Origin of the sequence: Paenibacillus anseongensis (genome assembly GCF_009757995.1) — a bacterium.
GTDB lineage: Bacteria > Bacillota > Bacilli > Paenibacillales > NBRC-103111 > Paenibacillus_E > Paenibacillus_E chondroitinus.
The window spans coordinates 135,745-154,726 of sequence record NZ_WSEM01000008.1 but is presented as its reverse complement, the minus strand read 5'-3'; the positions used below and the strand labels follow the sequence as shown (position 1 = coordinate 154,726).

At 44.3% G+C, this 18,982-nt stretch carries 11 protein-coding genes; 10 read left to right on the top strand and 1 reads right to left on the bottom strand.

All coding sequences use genetic code 11. The annotated features are described in order from the left end of the window. Positions 1 to 41: 41 nt before the first annotated feature. The 5 genes from GON05_RS08555 (at position 42) to GON05_RS08535 (ending at position 10,623) form a co-directional block, all read left to right on the top strand. Positions 42 to 956 (top strand): ABC transporter permease, encoded by a 915-nt coding sequence (locus GON05_RS08555; protein ID WP_157318745.1) that lies wholly within the window; start codon positions 42 to 44, stop codon positions 954 to 956. A gap of 15 nt (positions 957 to 971) precedes the next feature. Next, positions 972 to 1,850 carry a carbohydrate ABC transporter permease gene (locus tag GON05_RS08550; protein WP_157318743.1) on the top strand — a complete coding sequence of 293 codons (879 nt, stop codon included), beginning with the start codon at positions 972 to 974 and terminating at the stop codon, positions 1,848 to 1,850. A 23-nt stretch (positions 1,851 to 1,873) separates the two neighbouring features. Continuing rightward, complete coding sequence (locus tag GON05_RS08545; RefSeq protein WP_157318741.1) at positions 1,874 to 3,826, top strand: heparinase II/III family protein; 1,953 nt, start codon at positions 1,874 to 1,876, stop codon at positions 3,824 to 3,826. A 262-nt stretch (positions 3,827 to 4,088) separates the two neighbouring features. Next, on the top strand, positions 4,089 to 8,924 hold the full coding sequence (locus GON05_RS08540; RefSeq protein ID WP_181646224.1) for a CBM96 family carbohydrate-binding protein: 4,836 nt from the start codon (positions 4,089 to 4,091) through the stop codon (positions 8,922 to 8,924). After that, positions 8,911 to 10,623 carry an S-layer homology domain-containing protein gene (locus GON05_RS08535; RefSeq protein ID WP_157318738.1) on the top strand — a complete coding sequence of 571 codons (1,713 nt, stop codon included), beginning with the start codon at positions 8,911 to 8,913 and terminating at the stop codon, positions 10,621 to 10,623. The genes GON05_RS08540 and GON05_RS08535 overlap by 14 nt, the downstream gene beginning before the upstream one ends. A gap of 66 nt (positions 10,624 to 10,689) precedes the next feature. Here the strand turns inward: GON05_RS08535 and GON05_RS08530 are convergent, their stop codons facing one another. After that, the gene (locus GON05_RS08530; protein ID WP_181646222.1) at positions 10,690 to 11,526 is read right to left on the bottom strand and encodes an AraC family transcriptional regulator; all 837 of its coding nucleotides are present in this window, start codon (positions 11,524 to 11,526) and stop codon (positions 10,690 to 10,692) included. 172 nt (positions 11,527 to 11,698) lie between these two features. Here GON05_RS08530 and GON05_RS08525 point away from each other — a divergent pair, with 172 nt between their 5' ends. From GON05_RS08525 to GON05_RS08505, 5 genes are all read left to right on the top strand, one after another. Next, positions 11,699 to 12,859, top strand: coding sequence for a glycoside hydrolase family 88 protein (locus tag GON05_RS08525; RefSeq protein ID WP_157318735.1), 1,161 nt, complete (start codon positions 11,699 to 11,701; stop codon positions 12,857 to 12,859). A gap of 20 nt (positions 12,860 to 12,879) precedes the next feature. Further along, positions 12,880 to 15,513 (top strand): sensor histidine kinase, encoded by a 2,634-nt coding sequence (locus GON05_RS08520; protein WP_157318733.1) that lies wholly within the window; start codon positions 12,880 to 12,882, stop codon positions 15,511 to 15,513. Between the two features lie 17 nt (positions 15,514 to 15,530). Beyond that, the gene (locus GON05_RS08515) at positions 15,531 to 17,048 is read left to right on the top strand and encodes a response regulator (protein ID WP_157318731.1); all 1,518 of its coding nucleotides are present in this window, start codon (positions 15,531 to 15,533) and stop codon (positions 17,046 to 17,048) included. Between the two features lie 112 nt (positions 17,049 to 17,160). Beyond that, a complete protein-coding gene (locus GON05_RS08510; protein ID WP_246238931.1) occupies positions 17,161 to 18,078 on the top strand; it encodes an ABC transporter permease in 918 nt (305 codons plus the stop codon). After that, positions 18,078 to 18,956 (top strand): carbohydrate ABC transporter permease, encoded by an 879-nt coding sequence (locus tag GON05_RS08505; RefSeq protein WP_157318729.1) that lies wholly within the window; start codon positions 18,078 to 18,080, stop codon positions 18,954 to 18,956. Before GON05_RS08510 ends, GON05_RS08505 begins: the two co-directional genes overlap by 1 nt. Positions 18,957 to 18,982: the final 26 nt, after the last annotated feature.

Below are 18,982 nucleotides of genomic sequence, written 5' to 3'. Positions count from 1 at the left end.
GTCCTTCCCTTTCTATAAACGATTTGAAAGAAGGAAACCTTATGACTTCTAAAAAAGATCTATTCGTGAAGGATTTTCTTCTGAATAAGTCCTTATATCTGATGATGCTTCCCGTGCTTATCTACTACGCTGTCTTTCATTATGCGCCCATGTATGGAGCCATTATTGCTTTTAAGGATTTCTCTCCTATGAAAGGAATTTTGGCGAGCGATTGGGTTGGCTTGCAGAACTTCAAGGATTTTATCAACAGTTTTTATTTCTGGCGAATTCTTAAGAATACCCTCGTCCTTAGTCTGTATTCCATTCTTTTTGAATTCCCTGCCCCAATCTTGTTAGCTTTGTTAATGAATGAGTTGAAAAATAAGATTTTCAGCAGGTTTGTACAGTCGGTTTCCTACATGCCGCATTTTATTTCGATGGTCGTCATTTGTGGAATCATTACGGATTTTACCAACAGTGGTGGTGTAATTAACTCACTTATGGCTAGCTTTGGCGGTGACGGGCAGGCTTTACTGCAAAAGCCGGAGTATTTCCGCTCGATTTATGTACTCTCTGAGATTTGGCAAAAAGTTGGCTGGGAATCGATTATTTACATGGCTGCTTTAATGGGAATCGATCAAGAGCAGTACGAAGCCGCCAAAATCGACGGGGCAAGTCGTTGGAAGCAGATTCTATATATTACGTTGCCAGGGATTGCGCCGACAATTGCCATTATGTTCATTTTGAGAATGGGGCATTTGCTGAATGTTGGTTTTGAGAAAATTATTTTGCTTTATAATCCGGTTACATACAGCACGGCCGATGTGATTTCATCCTACGTCTATCGCAAAGGTTTATTGGAATTTAACTGGGGATTCAGTGCTTCCGTTGGACTATTCAATTCCGTCATTAACTTGATTTTATTAGTAGCAGCTAATCAGCTTAGCCGTAAAATCAGTAAAAACGGATTGTGGTAAGGAGAGAGGGACGAAATGAACAAGGTGAGTCAGTCTGAAAAGGTATTTGATGCGTTTATAGTGGTGATCATGATTGGGCTAGTTCTAGTTACCTTATATCCCTTGGTTTATGTAGCGTTGGCCTCAATTAGCGATGCGAGCTCCCTGATGGCGCATAAAGGCTTGCTTCTGAAGCCATATGGCATTAATTTCGAGGCTTACAAGCGAGTATTAACCAATGCCAGCATTTTAACGGGTTACAGCAACACGTTCATCATTATTGTTTTGGGGGTATTTATCAATCTGCTCCTAACTTCTCTTGGTGCTTATGTATTATCACGAAAAAACGTATTATGGAATCGTGCGTTCATATTCATTATTTTGTTAACGATGTTTTTTCAAGGCGGCTTAATTCCTCTGTATTTGATCGTTAAAGGAGTCGGACTCTACAATTCTTTATTGGCGCTTGTACTCCCATTTGCAATCAGCACCTTTAATTTGATTATCATGAGAACTTCTTTCATGGCTATCCCGGATAGTTTGGAAGAGTCGGCGAAAATAGATGGAGCCAATCATTTTATCATCTTGTTTCGGATTATCGTCCCATTATCCATGCCGGTCATTGCGGTTATGATCATGTTTTATGCCGTTGAAAAATGGAATGGATGGTTTTATGCCTCGATTTTCTTGAAGGACAGGGATTTATTCCCACTGCAGCTCATATTGCGAGAAATCTTGCTTGCCAATTCGACGGAAAGCATGACAGCTGGATCCGGTTCGGATCAGGGCTTCCAAATTGCTGAAACGATCAAGTATGCAACGATTATGGTTGCAACTTTGCCCATCCTGTTCTTTTATCCGATCGTTTCCAAATATTTCGTTAAGGGAGTCATGGTCGGAGCTTTGAAAGGCTGATAAAGGGAGATGGAGATGAAGTAATGAGCATACAAAAATGGCTGAAAGAGCCGATTTCGACAACGGAGCTATTAGGAAATGTACGTGCCCGTTTAGAGAGAATGGACGTAAAGAGCGCCTATATTTCCAGTCATATGCCTGAGTCTGTGCAGCAGACGATAGCTAAGGCGGACTTTGCTTATCAGGGCATGCTGATGCTTCCCGGTACTGGCGGCGTAAGGGAATTTGTGGGCAATCCGCCTCAATGGCTGGAACGCAGACATAATGATAACGAATATTTGTGGCAGCTGAACCGCATGACGGATTGGCAGGACTTATTGGAAGCTTATTCTTTAACGAAAAACGAGAAGTACGGCCGCAAAGTGATTGAAGAGATGCTGAACTGGATCGACACTGTCAAAATTACCGAGGACATGATCGATTTGCCGCTCAGCTATTACTCGGAATGCCATCCTCTTCGCGCGCTGGAGCTTGGCATTCGCAGCTATAAGACCTGGCCGCTTGTATTGGAGCATCTGGGACATTCCGAGCTGTTTACGGAAGAAGTGTTGGAGCAGTATGTAACTGCCGTCTATAAGCAGATCAAAATCTTGCGTCATGTATCGCCACAGCTATGGCCCAAAGCGGATCATAACCATTATTTGATGGAATGTTTGGGGATTTTGACCACGGCGCTTTATTTTCCCGAGCTGAAGGAAGCGGACGAATGGCGTGAATTCGCGATTGATGCTATCGAGAAGTGCTGCTTCGCCCAACTGACGGAGGATGGCGGACAGATAGAAGGTTGTCCATCCTATCATAATGGTTGCATGTTCTGGTTTGGCCTTGCCGTTGTGCTGGCCAAGCGCTTTGGTTTCCAATTCTCGGAATCCTATATGGAGCGCTATAAGAAAAATCTGGATTACTCGATTTATTCACTAAGGCCGACAGGAAAATGCGTGCCTGTGGGTGACTCGCATGCGAATAATCTTGCGATTATGGGCGGCGTATATGGCTATTTTGCTTTAGACGACATGACTTGGTTGGGGCTTGCTGCCAACTTGATGAGTTCGGACGAGATTATGCAGGAGGCCAGCAGGCATGTATGGCGTGCCTTAGATGTGCAGCGCTTCGTCAGCGATTTGCATGCCCTAAAAGGAAAGCAATATGTATGCGATAAGCAAACCACCTTCTGGAATCGCACCCTTCATCAAGCGATTATCCGCAGCGGTTGGGATCGCGAGGCGCTCAGCTTTTTGTTTACTTGCCGCAGCCCGATTCAAAACTTCCATGCCCATATCGATCTTATGAGCTTTGATTTTACTGCGATAGGCAAAGAGATGGTTTGCGACCCTGGTCTTTTTTGCTTCAGGGAGGATGAAGACCGCAAGCAGTTCAAAAGCTCGAACTATCATTCCACGCTGCTCATCGACGACCGTGATCACTTTGCCTATAGAGGCTCCTGGGACTATGGTCCGCAGGAAAAAGGAGAGATATACAATGTGGAAAATAGAGGCTTTTATCAGCTCGCAAGCGCTTACCATCTAAATTATGTGCCGATTGTCCATCATCGCCATATTTCTCTCGTACATGACAAGTTTGTAGTCATTGCTGATCGGGTAGAGGGGTTGGAGCAGCATAAGGTGCAGCGCTATTTTCATCTCGATTTCACGGATGTGAAGGAAGCGGCAGGCGGCGTAGTAGCAACTAACGAGATTGCTAATCTGGCTATATTTACTAGTGAGCAAGGGGAGCTGGCATTTCTACCAGGTAGACTATCGGACGTGAATGATGTTGCTAGGCCTTCTACTAGAGTTAAATTTGAGGGCAGCTATAACGGATCGAAGACTTTCTTGACGGTACTTGTTCCTTATAAAGGGGAGACGGCGCCTGATGTGCAAATAAAGGAGGTGATGGATGGCGTTTACGAATTCGGTTATGGAGAGCGTTATCAGGTTGCCATCAAGGATAAAGATATGGTAATTAGCTCCACTTGATCAAATAAGGCATGTAATGGTAAAACAAAAGAAGTTTATAACCTCGTTGGATGGCGTTATTATTGCAATAACCCATCCAGCGCAGGTAGTGAAAGAATGGTATATATCCGTATGACAGGGAGGTAACATGATGAGAAATTTATGGACAACACAGAAAAAAAAGGGTTCATGTTTACTTGTTGCTCTATTCGTTTTTGCTCAAGTACTTTTAACGTTATTTATTCATCCAATATCTGTAAGCGCTTCCTCTGGGGCGAGCAATATGTCAGACGCATCCTTCTTTGGGGTTTGGGATCAAGCAGGGCAGCGATGGACGACGCCAAGCAAACTGAACTACGACGGTTTTCCAGGGCTGAGTGCTGTGCAATCCGATGTAAGGATTGGCAATTACGAACAGGCGAAAACAGATTTGCTGGACTATTATAAAAATCGAACAACCCGAACGATTCCGACTGACTTTACTCCAAATCCAACCATGGTGCCTCTCTTGATGGACCAAATTGCAACGCCTTTAAAAGAATTTTATTTGAATACGTTTACAATTGAGCCTGCATTCAAAACGTACAATTTGGATATGCGTTCAACGGTACAAGGCGCGATCGGATCTAATCTCAGCTTCATGCTGATGGGACGCTACAAGGGAACGAACCGAGCGAACATTTACAGTCGTGAGCAAGATTGCTCGCAAACATCGCTCACACAATGTCGTCCTACACTAGAGATTCAATATTCGGATGCAACGGGTGATCATATAACAAACCTGACGTCTACGAAGGATACCTACATTCGGGGGAATGATACGGTTATTCATGCCGGCGAGCCATTGCTTCAGGTTCAGGAATCCGGTGCTCCTTATGACTCGAATACACGTAAAGCTTATCTGAATTTTGATTTATCGTCGATTAAAGGAACGGTTACGGCGGCAACACTTAAATTATCAGGGAAATCAGAGTTAAATGAAAATGTTGATGTGATGATTTATAAATCGGGCGATACCGCATGGGATGAGAATACGCTCACTTATGCCAACCATAATGGTAAAACATTTTCATGGCAAGGGTCGCCTTCGGGTACGGACTGGGCGGGTCCTGCGCCAACCATTGCAGACATCGAATACCATTACCAGATTACCCGATTCTATTGGCTTAGTCCTCTATTAGCAGAATACATGAATACGGGGAATGAAACGTATGCGGCGAAATATATCGACTACTTGATCGATTTCATCGTTGATGGCGACGCTTCTACGAGTGTGTCTGGCGCAGGGTCATTTCCAAGAAATTTTGATACGGGCATTCGGGCCTCCACTTGGGTGAAAGCTTACCATGTGTTAAGAGAGAGTTCTTCCATGAGTGCTGAGGCCAATACAGATTTATTGAAAACGTTCTGGAAAATAGGAGATTACTTAAATACGCCTGGCGGGTTTAGTCCGGATGGCAACCATGGAACAGTTGAAACAGAGGGGTTATACACCCTTGGTATCTACTTCCCTGAGTTTACCGATTCTGCTACCTGGCTGCCCACGGCCTATTCGCGATATGACTTTTTAATGACGACACTGATTTATAAAGATGGCTCGTACATGGAGTCCAGTGATACCTATACGACAGTAACAACTGCTCCTATGATTGCCATCAAACAACTCGGAATGATGAATAATGTGCCTTTCCAAGGAGCATTTGATAGCAATTTGAACCATTTAGGCAAATACTTGGCCGATATTTCGTATCCGGGCGGCTATTCCGTCAGCCTTGGTGACAGTCAGTACACTGATCTCAAAGGTACGATTAAGCAAATAGGTGAGCTTACTAACGATGACGCCTTACGTTATGTAGGAACTGCGGGAGCGGAAGGAACCATGCCTTCCTACACGTCCATTCTGTATCCGGACAGTAAAATTGCTGCAATGCGCAGTGGTTGGTCGCCAAATGACCGCTTCTTGTTTACGAACGTGAAACAGGCAGCGCCACACAGGCATCCCGATGATAACGCGATCTCTTATTATGCGTATGGCAGACCTTTATTGGTCGATCCAGGTGCGTATTCCTACAGTGATGATCCGATTTCCAACTGGCTGCGATTCTCGACGGAGTCGCACAATACGATTGAAATCAACGATATGCCGCAAAATTTGTCGGAAGGCTGGTTTCAAGACTGGACGGATAATAGCAAGTTCAACTTTGTTACGGGTGTTACCCAAAATGTGCCTGGCTTCAAGTATTCACGTGACACGCTATTTCTGAAATCATCCTTTTCGATTGTTTCCGATGTTGTGCAAGCGCCTGCCGGAACGAATAAATACCAGCAAACTTGGCACTTTTTGCCTGCAGCGAGTCCGAAGTTAGATGCCTCAACGAAAAAAGTAAGCACCGTCTTTAACGACACTTACGGAGATATCCAAGTCGTACCTGCCGATCCTGAGCAAGTTACGGCTACGCTTGATCATGGTTATTATTCGAACGCTTTTTATTCCGTGTCCGACGCTACCTATGCTTCGTATACGAAAAACGTGTCCGGGGACACGACTTTTGACACGGTTTTGTATCCGACCGCCAGCGGAGAAAATCGCGACATCAAAGTCAATCGCATTGCCCTGTCTGTGCCTACTACGGTAGCCAGCTCGCTGAAGATTGACAACATTGGAGAGGCTGGAACATCGGGTTATTATTATGTGTCTCATGAAGAAAATCCGCAGTTCAGACGTAACTTTGATGCCTTTTCATTTGACGGGAAAGTGGCCTATATCGAAAAGACGGGTAGTGGTAAGGTCCAATCAGCCATCATGAAATCGGGATCGACGCTGGCGCAAAATGGGGCAAATGTGATTGCATCCAAAATGCCGGTAACCGATATTGCCGTTGATTGGAAAGGCACGACCCTGGAAATTAGCGGATCGAATCTGGTCGCCGCCAATGATCCTAATGCCGCTTCGGCCATTGCGATACGTGCTTCCGGCATTACGTCGGTTAATTTGAATGGCAGTCCGATTTCGAACTTTATTGCTTCCGGTGGGTATATTTATGTGGTCGGCGTACCGTCATGGTCATCTTCAACCGGTTATTCGAATAGCATCGATTTGGGAGCAGGACATTCCGGGGTTCAATCCATTGAATTCGATCTGCTTCCGACAGCTAACCAAATTGGGGGCATAATCGGCTATACAGGACAATCATCCGTCGTGAACAGCGAGTCTGGTTTGCCAATGATTCTCCGATTGAATGCCGATGGTTACTTTGATGTCCGTAATGGCAATGCATATGGGCAAAATGTCAGGCTGAACTATCAAGCTAATGAGCTTTATCATGTCACATTACTTGCCGATTTGGACACGAAAACCTATAACGTGTATATCGCTCCCCGGGGCAAACCGGAAGTTCAGATTGCGGACCATTTTGCGTTTCAAACGGGAGCTCCTGGCTTATCGGATATTGGAAAATTAGTGATGAATAGTCCGATTAACGATCAGTATCGGATTAACAACCATACGTTAGGACGTCCTGATTTCTTTGAATTAGATGTCAGCTCAGATGCATATGTGTGGGCAGGGAATCCAACGACAAACTATGGAACAGGTAAAAAATTGGAGGTAAGGAACTCAACGAGTTCAAGTGTTTACCGCCATTCGTACTTACGATTTGATTTAGGCAATGTGCCGGCAGATTCAAATGCCTTTGCGGCGAAACTGGAGCTGACATCAGCTTCAGCGGGAACTTTTACCGATCAAGCGCAGTTTGTCCAGGATGATTCTTGGGGTGAAACGTCTCTCATCTATACAAACAAGCCTGCGGGAGGGGCCGTACTAGGAACATGGAGTATGCCATCGGCAGAAAATTCGGTGGATGTAGATATCAGCTCTGCCTATAACACCGAACTTGCCGGTGATAAGCAGTTAAGTCTGGTTATCACGTCACAAACGACCAACAACGTTTCTCACTATTATTATTCGAAGGAGAACGGTGGCGGTAAACCGAAGATTGTGGTTTATACGAAAAAGGCTGCGGGTAGAACCATTGGCGCAGAGGCAGATACGATGGTGAGTGCAAGCGTACCAACGGCGAACTATGGTAAAAATACCAATCTGGAGGTGAGGAATTCGGAATTTGTTCCACGCCAGACGTTTGTTCGCTTCAATTTATCGGGCGTACCCAACCATGTAACATCGGCCAAGCTTCGCCTGACCTCCTCCATTGTTGGTGGGACTTTCACAGACAAAGTTCAGTTTGTAGGCGATGACACTTGGGGAGAGGCAACAACGAATTATACGAACAGACCAACCCTAGGTGCTGATCTGGGTACATGGGAGATGCCTCCTGCTCAACAATTTGTGGATATAGATGTAACTTCTCAGGTATTGGCTGAGCTTGCCGGGGATAAGAAACTCAGTTTGGGTATTTCATCGCTTACTGCAAATAACGTCTCTCACTATTATTATTCCAGGGAAAAAGGCAGCTTAGGACCGCAATTGTTGATCGAAACGGCAGAACAGACCTATCAAAAGGACGACGACATGATCGTACCCACGCTTCCAGGACAGGAAGTGGTGAGTGTTGAACCTATTGCTATTACAACGACTGCCGGTGTCTCCCCGGTGCTGCCAAGTGTTGTAACCGCTGTATATAGCGATCAAACGACGACGCAGGTTCCGGTTGTGTGGAACAGTCCGGATGCATCCCAATATGCAATAGCAGGAACGTTCCAGGTGTACGGCACCGTGGCGGGAACGGATTTGCAGGCCACAGCAACTGTTACCGTTCTGCCGCAGTTTGGCGTGAACACCAGCTTCACGGTCGGTTCTACCGCCAACGCTACGGCTTTGCGTCCGAACGAATGGCTCGATGCAAGTTCGAGTGTCACCAACCATTTAGCGATATCGCAAGATGTCATGCTGATTGTGGCTTTGTATGATTCGAATGGCAGCATGAAGGACATTTCTTTTACCTCGCAAAAGATCGACCCGGGAGAGATGAAGATGCTTCATTCCGGTTTCAAGCTTCCTTCTGAGCTTGCTGGATATAAAGTTCGGACATTTGTATGGGATGGAACGTCTTTCAGCGATAGCCTTATGCAACCGTTGTCCGACGTTTATGAAATTCAATAAAAAGGGGCGAAGAGCCGTGTATAACAAATTTTTAGCAGCAGCAGCGCTGTTTGTCTTGAGCATATCTGGTGTGAGCCCAGGTTATGCGGCTTCGGGCGAAGCGAGCATTAGCGAACTTTCTGCTGTGATCAATCAAGAGACTCAGATGGTCACCATAAATGGTCAAATTAGTACAGGTGAGGGCAGGCTTGTCACCGTTACGGTTACGGATCCCGAAGGAAACATGGACTGGATGAATCAAACACAAAGTGAGGCAAGCGGGAGTTTCCGTTTTCAGTATAAAACGTTGGATACCACGAAAGGAACTTTTGTGGTAAAAGTCGGCGGCGATGGCGTTGCTGTGCCTGCTCAGTCTAGCTTTACAATGATTAGCGACGTAGACGGCAATAATGGGAATGGCAATAACAATGGTAATGGCAATAATAATGGAAATAGCAGTGGGAATGGCAACAATAATGGCAATGGCAATGGCAATGGCAATAACAATAGCAATAGTAATAGCAACAGCAATAGCAACACCAACACCAACACAGCGCCAGTGGCAAAAGCCAATAAGCTTGTTGTAGAGGCAACAACTGACGCTAACGGTAAGGCAAGCGTCCAACTCAATGCCGATGCGCTTGTTGAAGCGATGAAGAAGGCGGTAGATCCTACGCTGACCATCGAGGTAAAGTCAGCTGAATCAGCGCATGCGGTAACAGTCAGCCTTCCGGCACAGCAGCTTCTTGCATTCAATTCCAGAGCTGTGAAGCAGATTGAAGTGAAGATGGGAGCAGCAACCATCTCGGTTGCTACCGAGTTGTTGATCAGCCAGATTGGCGCGTCGGCTTCGCACGTTGATCTCTCCGTTTCTGAGGTCAATCCATCCGAAATGACGGAGGAAATGAAGAAGACAATTGGCGACAACCCGGTTTATGATTTTAACTTGTATGTCGACGGGGAGAAGATCGGTATCTTCAGCGGGGAACGTCCGATCAAGGTTTCCTTGCCATACCAATTGCAGCCGGGGCAAGATGCAGAGAAGGTCATCATTTATTACATGGACGATTCAGGAACGTTGCAGGCGATTAAGAACAGCAAATATTATCCGACGAATGGTACAGTTGACTTTTATCCGAAGCATTTCAGCAAATACGCGGCTGCCCTAGGAACCGCCACATTCCAAGACCTCTCAGACGTAGCTTGGGCGAAGTCTGGCATTGAGGGATTGGCTGTCCGAGAAGTGGTGAACGGGGTCGGGGAAGGACGCTTTAGCCCCAACGGCCAAGTGACGCGGGCACAGTTTATTCAAATGCTGACAGGGGCTTTGGATGTCGAAGATGACAAAGCTGTTGCGATTTTCACCGATGTCAGCGCAGGCGCTTGGTATTACAAGGCAATCGCTACGGCGCAATCCCTCGGTATCGTTAACGGCAGGGAAGACGGCAGCTTCGGCATCGATGCTCCTATCAGCAGACAAGAAATGGCTGCCATGATGCATCGGGCCGTGAAAGCCAGATCGATCGTCTTGCCGAGCAAAGAAGCAGTTGCTGCATTTAAAGATCAAGAGGCGATCGCCTCTTATGCGGCCGATGCCGTTACCAGGATGCAGCAGACAGGCATGATCAACGGTTTCAACGACGGCACGTTTGCGCCGGAAGCCTATGCGACCAGAGCGCAAGCTGCAGTTATGGTCTACAGGCTGTTCAAACAAATATAGGCGTTAACTCGACTATCAAAAAAGACGATTTCGTATTCCAAAAGGAATAGAAGTCGTCTTTTTTGCTTATTGCTTCCCATAGTGACCAGGAGAAATCCCAGTAATATTTTTAAACGTACGTATAAAATTGGCATAGTCATTAAAGCCAGACAAATGGCATGTTTCGGAGACCGAATGCCCCGTGGATAACAGTTGTTTGGCCTGAGCCACCCGTTTTAACAAAATATAACGATAAATCGTCCCGCCGGTTTGAAGCTTGAAGGTGCGGCTGAGATGAAATTTGTCCACGGATAATGCTTTGGCGATTTGATCCAAGGTGAGTTCATGAAGCAGATGATCGTCGATATAATGCATGACGGATTGAATCAACGTCGAGGTGATGCCAGGTTCAGCAAAGTTCGTTCTTCGGAAAGCATCGTTTGTAAAAACGAGGAGTTGTGTCAGATAAGCAAAGGAAAGCACGTCGCTACCATATGCCTTTTGATGGAGCACATCGGATAAACGCGATGCAATGGACAGGTACGCTTCGATCTGCGTTTCGTTTAGCTGGATGATATTGTTGAGGCCAGGTTGGCGATTCTGGAAGCAAGATAGCAAGTTCGTTTCGGATGAGCAAAAGGGCAGCACAATTCGCGGTTTAAAATGAACCGTCATGCGCTCATAAGGTTTTGATGTGAGATTATGAACTTTATGAAGCTCATGATTATTAATGACAATAAGATTGCCTCTTTGCAGCGGATAGCAAAATTGATCGATAAACAAATTGATTTCACCGTTCAAAAACAAAAAAATCTCGTAACTGTCATGAAAATGAAAATCTTTCGTGGGGACGTAGGTAGAATTCGAGTAATGCGCCAATAAATCGGCTTCTAAATACTGGTAATATTTTGAATTCGTCGTCATAGGTGCTTCCTTTCCAGTTACACAGTTGCCATACATTTAATATAAGTTAATAATTCAATAATCGCAATAAATCACCCAATAATCGCAAACAAATTGCATCGATTCCAAAGTAAACTGGGTATAGCAAAAGCTGAATAACCAATAAAGTACTCAAAGAAAGTAGGGAAATCGGATGCTGCAGACAAGCGATCAGATTTGGTTGGAACAAGTCATTAGTAAAATGACAACGAAGATGGACTGGGTTAGTGAAAAATCAAAAAATAAGATTCCCTATACCACGGTGAACGGCACGCATGACAATCGTATTGTGGACAATCCTTTGGGTATCGTTTCGAATGGGATTAACTGGTGGACGAATGGATTTTGGGGTGGTATGATGTGGCTCATGTATCACCAAACCGGCGATGAAACCTATAAAGAAATCGCCAATTACTCGGAAGACGCGCTGGACGAGTGTTTCCGTCAATATTATGGGCTGCATCATGATGTAGGATTTATGTGGCTGCCTACCAGCGTAGCGAATTATAAGGTAACGGGGAATCAGGAATCTCGCAAGAGAGCGATGCATGCTGCCAATCTGCTTGCTGGACGCTTTAATTTGGCCGGCGGGTTCATCCGGGCATGGAATGAATCTGAATCTGGCGGCAGAGATACCCGCGGCTGGGCGATTGTAGATTGTATGATGAATCTACCTCTCTTGTACTGGGCCACGGAAGAAACCGGCGATCCGCGATTCAAACAAATAGCCATGAAGCACGCCGATACCTGTATGAACGCATTTATCAGGCCTGACGGTTCGGTTAATCATATCGTTGAGTTTGACCCTTTTCATGGAGGTGTCGTCAAAACTTACGGCGGACAAGGATACGAAGAGGGTTCCTCTTGGACGCGGGGACAGACATGGGCGTTATATGGCTTCATCATGAGCTATATGCATACGCAGAAGGAAGAATATTTGCATGCTGCCAAACGCGTCGCACATTATTTTATGGCTAACATTCCGGAGAATGGCATCATTCCGATTGATTTCAGACAGCCGAAAGAACCTGAGTATGAAGATTCCACGGCAGCAGCCATTGCCGCATGCGGATTGATTGAACTTGCCAAGATCGTCGGCCAGCACGAAAAAGATTTTTATATGAACGCCGCATTGAAGCTGTTGAAAACGCTGGACCATTCGCGCTGCGACTGGACAACGGATTCCGATTGTATATTGACTCACGGCTCGGCCGCCTATCACCACCCTGAGCGTCATACGGCAATCATATACGGAGATTACTATTTCATGGAAGCTATTTTCAAATTAAAAGGAAATGATTTATTTTTGTGGTAGTCAGGTAAAGGAGGGATTTCATGTCATTCAGAAAGAAGTTAAATGTGCTGTTTTTAGGATTTATGCTTGCTTTCATGGCAATTTCCTCCTTTATTAGTTACCTGGTTTCCAAACATTTGATTATCAGCAACATGATGCTTTCGAACGAAAGCGAACTGTCTATTAATCTAGAAACGATGGACAATGCCATTTATAAAAGTAAGGAAAAATTCCAATTATTTATGGATGATTTCCATTTTTATTATGATAACGCTATCACAGACGACAATATGTTAATAAAAAAGGCCTTTGACTTTAATTCCGAGCTGCGGACGTTTTTGTATTCGAATAGAGAGTTCAAAGGCCTCTTTTTGTACCAGAATCAAGTATTGATAGGGACTTCCTTGGCGGATGAAGTGATTTCCTATACAGACAACATGGATGAAAAAGCGGCTTCTCAATCAATCAATGAATACATATGGACGCAATTGAAAGAAGATGGGAAATATGGACAAAGCGATTTTTATGAAGAAAACTTACTCATTGCGCCGATACAAGATGGCGCCTATATCATTGCAATATTGGATTATCAGAAGCTGCTCGAGCAAAGCGATCTGAAATTAATCAAGATTAACGCGAAAAATCAAGTAATTTATGGGGATCAAGCGAAGTTGGAAGGGCTTCCTGACAATCCATTCATGGAGCTCCCGGATTCGGGGGCTATTCATACATCGCGGTATGAAAATCATATTGTCTCGATCATGAATAAACAGGGGGACAGGTACATTTTATGGAGGGAGATCAGTCAAGTTGACCGCAGCATCAATCAAATCATTGGGCGACTGGTCGGTTACGGTTTGATGATTTTCATCCTATTTGCTGTCATTTCCCATATCAACTCGGGGGTAATTCTGAGACCTGTTTATGATTTCATATCGAAACTCAAGCAGGTCAAAGGATTTGAAGAGCGTGAATCGATTCACCGCTATATTACGACCTATAAAAAACATTCCAGTGCCTATACAAAGCTGTTTCTGTTTTTCTCGATGATTATGATTCCTACCCTTTGCACCATACTGATTTCCTATCATTATTTTGTGCAAATTATTGAAGCGAACACCCGGCAGGATCACATGCAACTTTTTAAGCAAACCGCAAAAAACATCGAGAATAACCTGCAATCGTATCATTCCTATATGAGGTATTTAATTCTTAACGGAGAGATACAGGAGCTTATGGTGAAAGTAAACGGAGAATCGTTGCCAAGGACTAAGGAATTTGCAGATATTTTAATCAGGAAAGGTATCATCGATAAGAGCTTAAGTTACATTTCCATCTATGATGCCCATAACCGGCTTGTATTCTCGAATTCGAAAAATACACCGTCGGTCGCTCCTGCGCAACCTTTATTCATGATGAAAAAGGAAATAAAATACTTAGGCAGTAAGGTCGATAAGTCGAACCTGTTCAAGTATATGGGATATATTGAATTCGGAATTAACAGTGTGTTGGATAACCAGCAGCATGCAAGCGGTACATCGGCCGTCGTTCTCATGAACCGTAAAACTGGCAGCGAAAATCTCCAAATGATCAGTTCACCCATGGATCACCCCTATACGGAATATATTCGCAATCACGCCAAGGAAATGATAGGCGATCCGATCGATTATAAATATATAACAGTAAAAGGTATAAAAACGTTGTTCTCTACGATCCCTATTGTCGACAAGGAGGAATGGAACTTGGGTTTGTTTGTTCCGGTGTCCTGGGAAGAGCAGCATTATATTTTTATCCTGTTATACTCGTTTGAGATTGGCTGTGTATTAGCCATCATTATTATCACCTCGATGTTAGCAGGAAAGCGAATGACTGCGCCTATACGCAGGGCCATTCATCTGATGGAGACCTATCCGCATGATCAATCCATTCGGCTGCGTGAAACAGAACATGATTTTGAATTCGCCGTTCTGGCGGTCACGTTCAACAAGATGTTAAGCAGGCTGGAAGGATTGTCGACGGAATTAGTCAGGAAAGAAAACGAAAACCTGGCCATGGAGAAAAGAATCAACAAGCTCTTGTTTAAAGCGTTGCAGTCGCAAATCAACCCGCACTTTCTTCAAAATATTTTCACATCCATCATGCTGCTGCTCAGAACAGGGAAGTTGGAGGAAGCGAGCAGCATGCTTGTTGCAACGGCCAAGTTTTTGAAATCCGGCTTATCCGGTTCGAGGGATTTGGTAACCCTGGAGGAGGAGCTCGAGCATGTCCATCATTATGTGCAAATCCAGAACATTCGGTTCGATCAGCAGCTGCTTTTTTACGCTGAAGTGGATAAAGCTTACTATAAAGTCTTAATTCCAAAGTTTATTTTTCAGCCAATTGTCGAAAACGCTATTCATCATGCAATGGAGAAGAATCGATTATTAACCATTAGGATTTCTAGCGAAACGGAAAGTGGGAACTTGATGATCATGATCGAAGATGACGGCAAAGGAATGGATCCGGATCAGCTGGCAAACACCATTCAGATGATGCACAATAACAAACAATCCGTTCATTGCGGTTTATCCAATGTCCACGAAAGGTTGAACCTTGAATTTGGCGATACCTGCGGATTAGAAATCAAGAGCGTATACGGGGCAGGCACACAAGTTAGAATGAAAATCATTTTGTAAATGGAGAGGCTGGAACGATGGACAAGTTTACACTGATGATCGTAGATGATGAGAAAATAATCAGAGACGGGTTGCAAAACTCCATAAATTGGGAGGGACTGGGATTCGAAGTGGTAGCGGCGGCTGCTGACGGGGAAGAGGCCATCGAGCTTTTCCGAGCGCATAAGCCTCAAGCCGTTATTATGGATATCCATATGCCTGTCATTTCCGGACTTGAAGTGCTGGAGAAGTTTAAGTGTGAGCATCCCGATACAGAGGTTATCCTTCTTAGCGGCTACGACGAATTCGCTTATGCCAAAAAAGGCATTCAGGAAGGCGCGTTCGACTACATCATTAAACTTTATATGTTTCCGGAGTTGGAGGAATCATTAAAGAAGCTGCATCAAGCTCTGTCCCTCAGATTGGAGGAGACGAGGAAATATAATCAGCTTCTGCTGCTTAAAAATGACTATCTGTTTCAGCAATTAATTAAGGGAAATACACCGATGGAACTTAATCAAGCTGCGCAGCAATCTTATTATTGTGTAGCTAGTGTCTGGCTTCCTTCGCTTCCATCTGTGCTCCCGGATCATATCAGCCGAATCTCGCTCCCACTAAAGCTTTTGATGAAACAGGCGAACGATTATATTCACCTGATTCTGTATAAGGACGAAGACGAAAAACAGTTGTTTCATGAGAAATTGGTTACATCGATCCGCATACTAGAAACGCTTTTGAATGATCATGCGGGTACCGCCTACAAAGTCGGAATTAGCAGTTTCAAGCCTCAAGTAGCGGAGATTCCTCAATTGTACAGAGAAGCGATGGAGACGATCGATTATCTGAGACACGGAGATCCGGAAAACTCGGAACAATCTCTATTGTTTTACGAAGATTGGCGTGGACAGGATATCAGCCTCAATTTTAGCAGGATTCCCGATATGCATTGGGTCAACTGGGTCTATTCCGGAGACGATGTCAATCTGATTTGCTGGATGAAGACGGTATTTGGCGAAGCCTGCGTAAACAAACAAATAAGGTTATCGGATATAAAGTACTTATGTGTCCAAATCGCCGCACAATTTGAAAAAATGACGAAAGATCATGAGATGGCATTTAATTCTTTGCATGAATTTGATTCGCTCATGGAGCTGGAAGCTTACATGATCCTTTTTATAAAAGAGAGATGCGTTACGGCTAGTCACAGAATGCAGCTGCAGAAGAGCGAAAGCATAGCGGCTGTAAAAGAATATGTGGATGAGATGTATACGACCAACTTGATTCTGGAGGACGTCGCCAAGCAGTTTTATTTCAGCACCGGCTACTTATCCTCGAAGTTCAAGGAGTACACCGGCATGACATTCTCCAAATATATAATGACCAAACGGATCGAGACAGCATGTACACTGCTGGTTGGAACGGAAATGAAAGTTTATGAGATTGCCAATGAAGTAGGATATTCGGATGAGAAGCATTTCAGCAAGCTGTTCACACAAATAAAAAATACGGGGCCAAGGGAGTACCGTAAGCATAACAAACTCAATGGAGGGGAATAGGATTGTAAAATAACCCACCTTTTATCCGGTTTTCACCTTCTGTTTTTCATTGGTAGGTAAACGTATACTTGGATCATGAAATGTATGCGGTTACAACCAAAGGGGAGATAAGATGAAGCTAAACAAAATGGATAAAATTCAGGTGCTGTATGCTAAGTATCAAATCTTTCTTTTTATTATCCCGGCAATCCTGTACTACCTTGTTTTCAGGTACAAACCTTTGTACTTTATCCAGATTGCCTTCAGGGACTATCGAATTACACGTCCTTTGGAGCAAAGTCCATGGGTCGGATTTGACCATTTTATGACCTTATTTCATTCGACCGATTTTCAACAAGCGCTGGCCAACACTTTGATTATCAGTTTCTATAAGATCTTGTTTGGTTTTCCGGCGCCAATCATTTTAGCGTTGATGTTGAACGGATTGAGAAATGCAATTTTCAAAAGAGTCAGCCAGTCTATCCTGTACCTTCCCCATTTTATTTCTTGGTCAGTCCTAGGAGGAATCATATACAGTTTATTATCTGTCCATGATGGGCTAGTCAATGAAATTGTGAAAGGGTTCGGCCACGAGGCGATCTACTTTATGGGAAGCAAGGAATATTTTCGCGCGATTCTGGTTGCGTCGGAGGTATGGAAGACGATGGGCTGGGGAACCATCTTGTATTTGGCTGCTTTGACCCGCATCGATATATCGCTGTACGAAGCAGCCCGTGTTGACGGCGCCTCTCGTTCACAGCAGCTGTGGCATATTACGCTACCAGGCATCTCAACAACGATCGTGGTGCTGTTCATCATCAATATCGGTCATTTACTTGATGTAGGTTTTGAGCAGATTCTGGTGATGAGTAATCCCATGGTCACTAGCGTGGCAGATATTATCGATACCTATGTATTTCGGGTAGGGCTTCAAGAAGGCAAGCACAGTTTAGCCACTGCGGCCGGGCTTTTCAAAACATTGGTGGCAGCTATTCTCGTTTATTCAGCGGATCGGTTAGCCAAAGTTATTGGGCAGAGGGGGATTATCTGATGGCTAATACGAGCCTGGTTCGTAAACATTCAACAGGGGATACATTGAACATTATAATCATGTTATTGTTGTGCGCCGTCATGCTCTATCCATTCTGGCAGACCGTAGTTGCTTCCTTCATGTCGGAATCCGAGTATTTAACTTCGCGCTTCAAAATGATCGTGACTATGCCCACTTTAGCTTCGTATAAACAGGTTTTTCAAGACGGTACAATCTTCATCCATCTCAGGGTGACGTTCTTAATTACGGTAATAGGTACGGTCGTCGCGCTATTTATGACCGCATATTCCGCTTACGGATTATCCAAGCCTTTCAAAGGTTCCAAAGTGGTTATGTTTCTGATCGTCATGACGATGTTCATGAATGCCGGGTTAATTCCTGATTATATGAACTACAAGGAGCTCGGGCTAATCAATCATTTTGCCGTATATATACTCCCCTATATGATCAATACTTTCTATTTAATTATTATGAGATCAACTTTTATGGAGTTCCCGAAAGAATTGGAGGAGGCAGCCCGTATCGACGGCTGTAATGATTTCCGTATCTTCTTTACGATTGTTTTACCGTTGTCCAAGCCGATATTGGCGGCAATCGGATTGTTTTTCATGGTGTCCTTCTGGAACACCTACATGCAATCGGTCTTTTTTATTACCGACAAGGAGTTAAAAACAGTTCAGGAATATTTGCAAAAAATGATTACCAGTACACAGGATTTGGAATCTATTATGCTGGCTGAATCCGGAGAAGAAGGCTTTAGTGCAGAGACGATACGTTTTGCGAATATTGTTATGGTTTTGTTGCCAATTATCACGGTCTATCCTTTTTTACAAAAGTTTTTCGTGAATGGCATCATGATGGGTTCTTTGAAAGGTTAGTTGACCAAAACTTAGAGACAAGAAAG

Excerpts from the sequence above, each read along its gene's own strand:
- GON05_RS08540 (WP_181646224.1), top strand. The coding sequence starts at position 4,089 with ATGTCAGACGCATCCTTCTTTGGGGTTTGGGATCAAGCAGGGCAGCGA.
- GON05_RS08510 (WP_246238931.1), top strand. The coding sequence starts at position 17,161 with ATGAAGCTAAACAAAATGGATAAAATTCAGGTGCTGTATGCTAAGTAT.
- GON05_RS08520 (WP_157318733.1), top strand. The coding sequence starts at position 12,880 with ATGTCATTCAGAAAGAAGTTAAATGTGCTGTTTTTAGGATTTATGCTT.
- GON05_RS08535 (WP_157318738.1), top strand. The coding sequence starts at position 8,911 with ATGAAATTCAATAAAAAGGGGCGAAGAGCCGTGTATAACAAATTTTTA.
- GON05_RS08525 (WP_157318735.1), top strand. The coding sequence starts at position 11,699 with ATGCTGCAGACAAGCGATCAGATTTGGTTGGAACAAGTCATTAGTAAA.
- GON05_RS08530 (WP_181646222.1), bottom strand. The coding sequence starts at position 11,526 with ATGACGACGAATTCAAAATATTACCAGTATTTAGAAGCCGATTTATTG.
- GON05_RS08505 (WP_157318729.1), top strand. The coding sequence starts at position 18,078 with ATGGCTAATACGAGCCTGGTTCGTAAACATTCAACAGGGGATACATTG.
- GON05_RS08555 (WP_157318745.1), top strand. The coding sequence starts at position 42 with ATGACTTCTAAAAAAGATCTATTCGTGAAGGATTTTCTTCTGAATAAG.
- GON05_RS08545 (WP_157318741.1), top strand. The coding sequence starts at position 1,874 with ATGAGCATACAAAAATGGCTGAAAGAGCCGATTTCGACAACGGAGCTA.
- GON05_RS08515 (WP_157318731.1), top strand. The coding sequence starts at position 15,531 with ATGGACAAGTTTACACTGATGATCGTAGATGATGAGAAAATAATCAGA.
- GON05_RS08550 (WP_157318743.1), top strand. The coding sequence starts at position 972 with ATGAACAAGGTGAGTCAGTCTGAAAAGGTATTTGATGCGTTTATAGTG.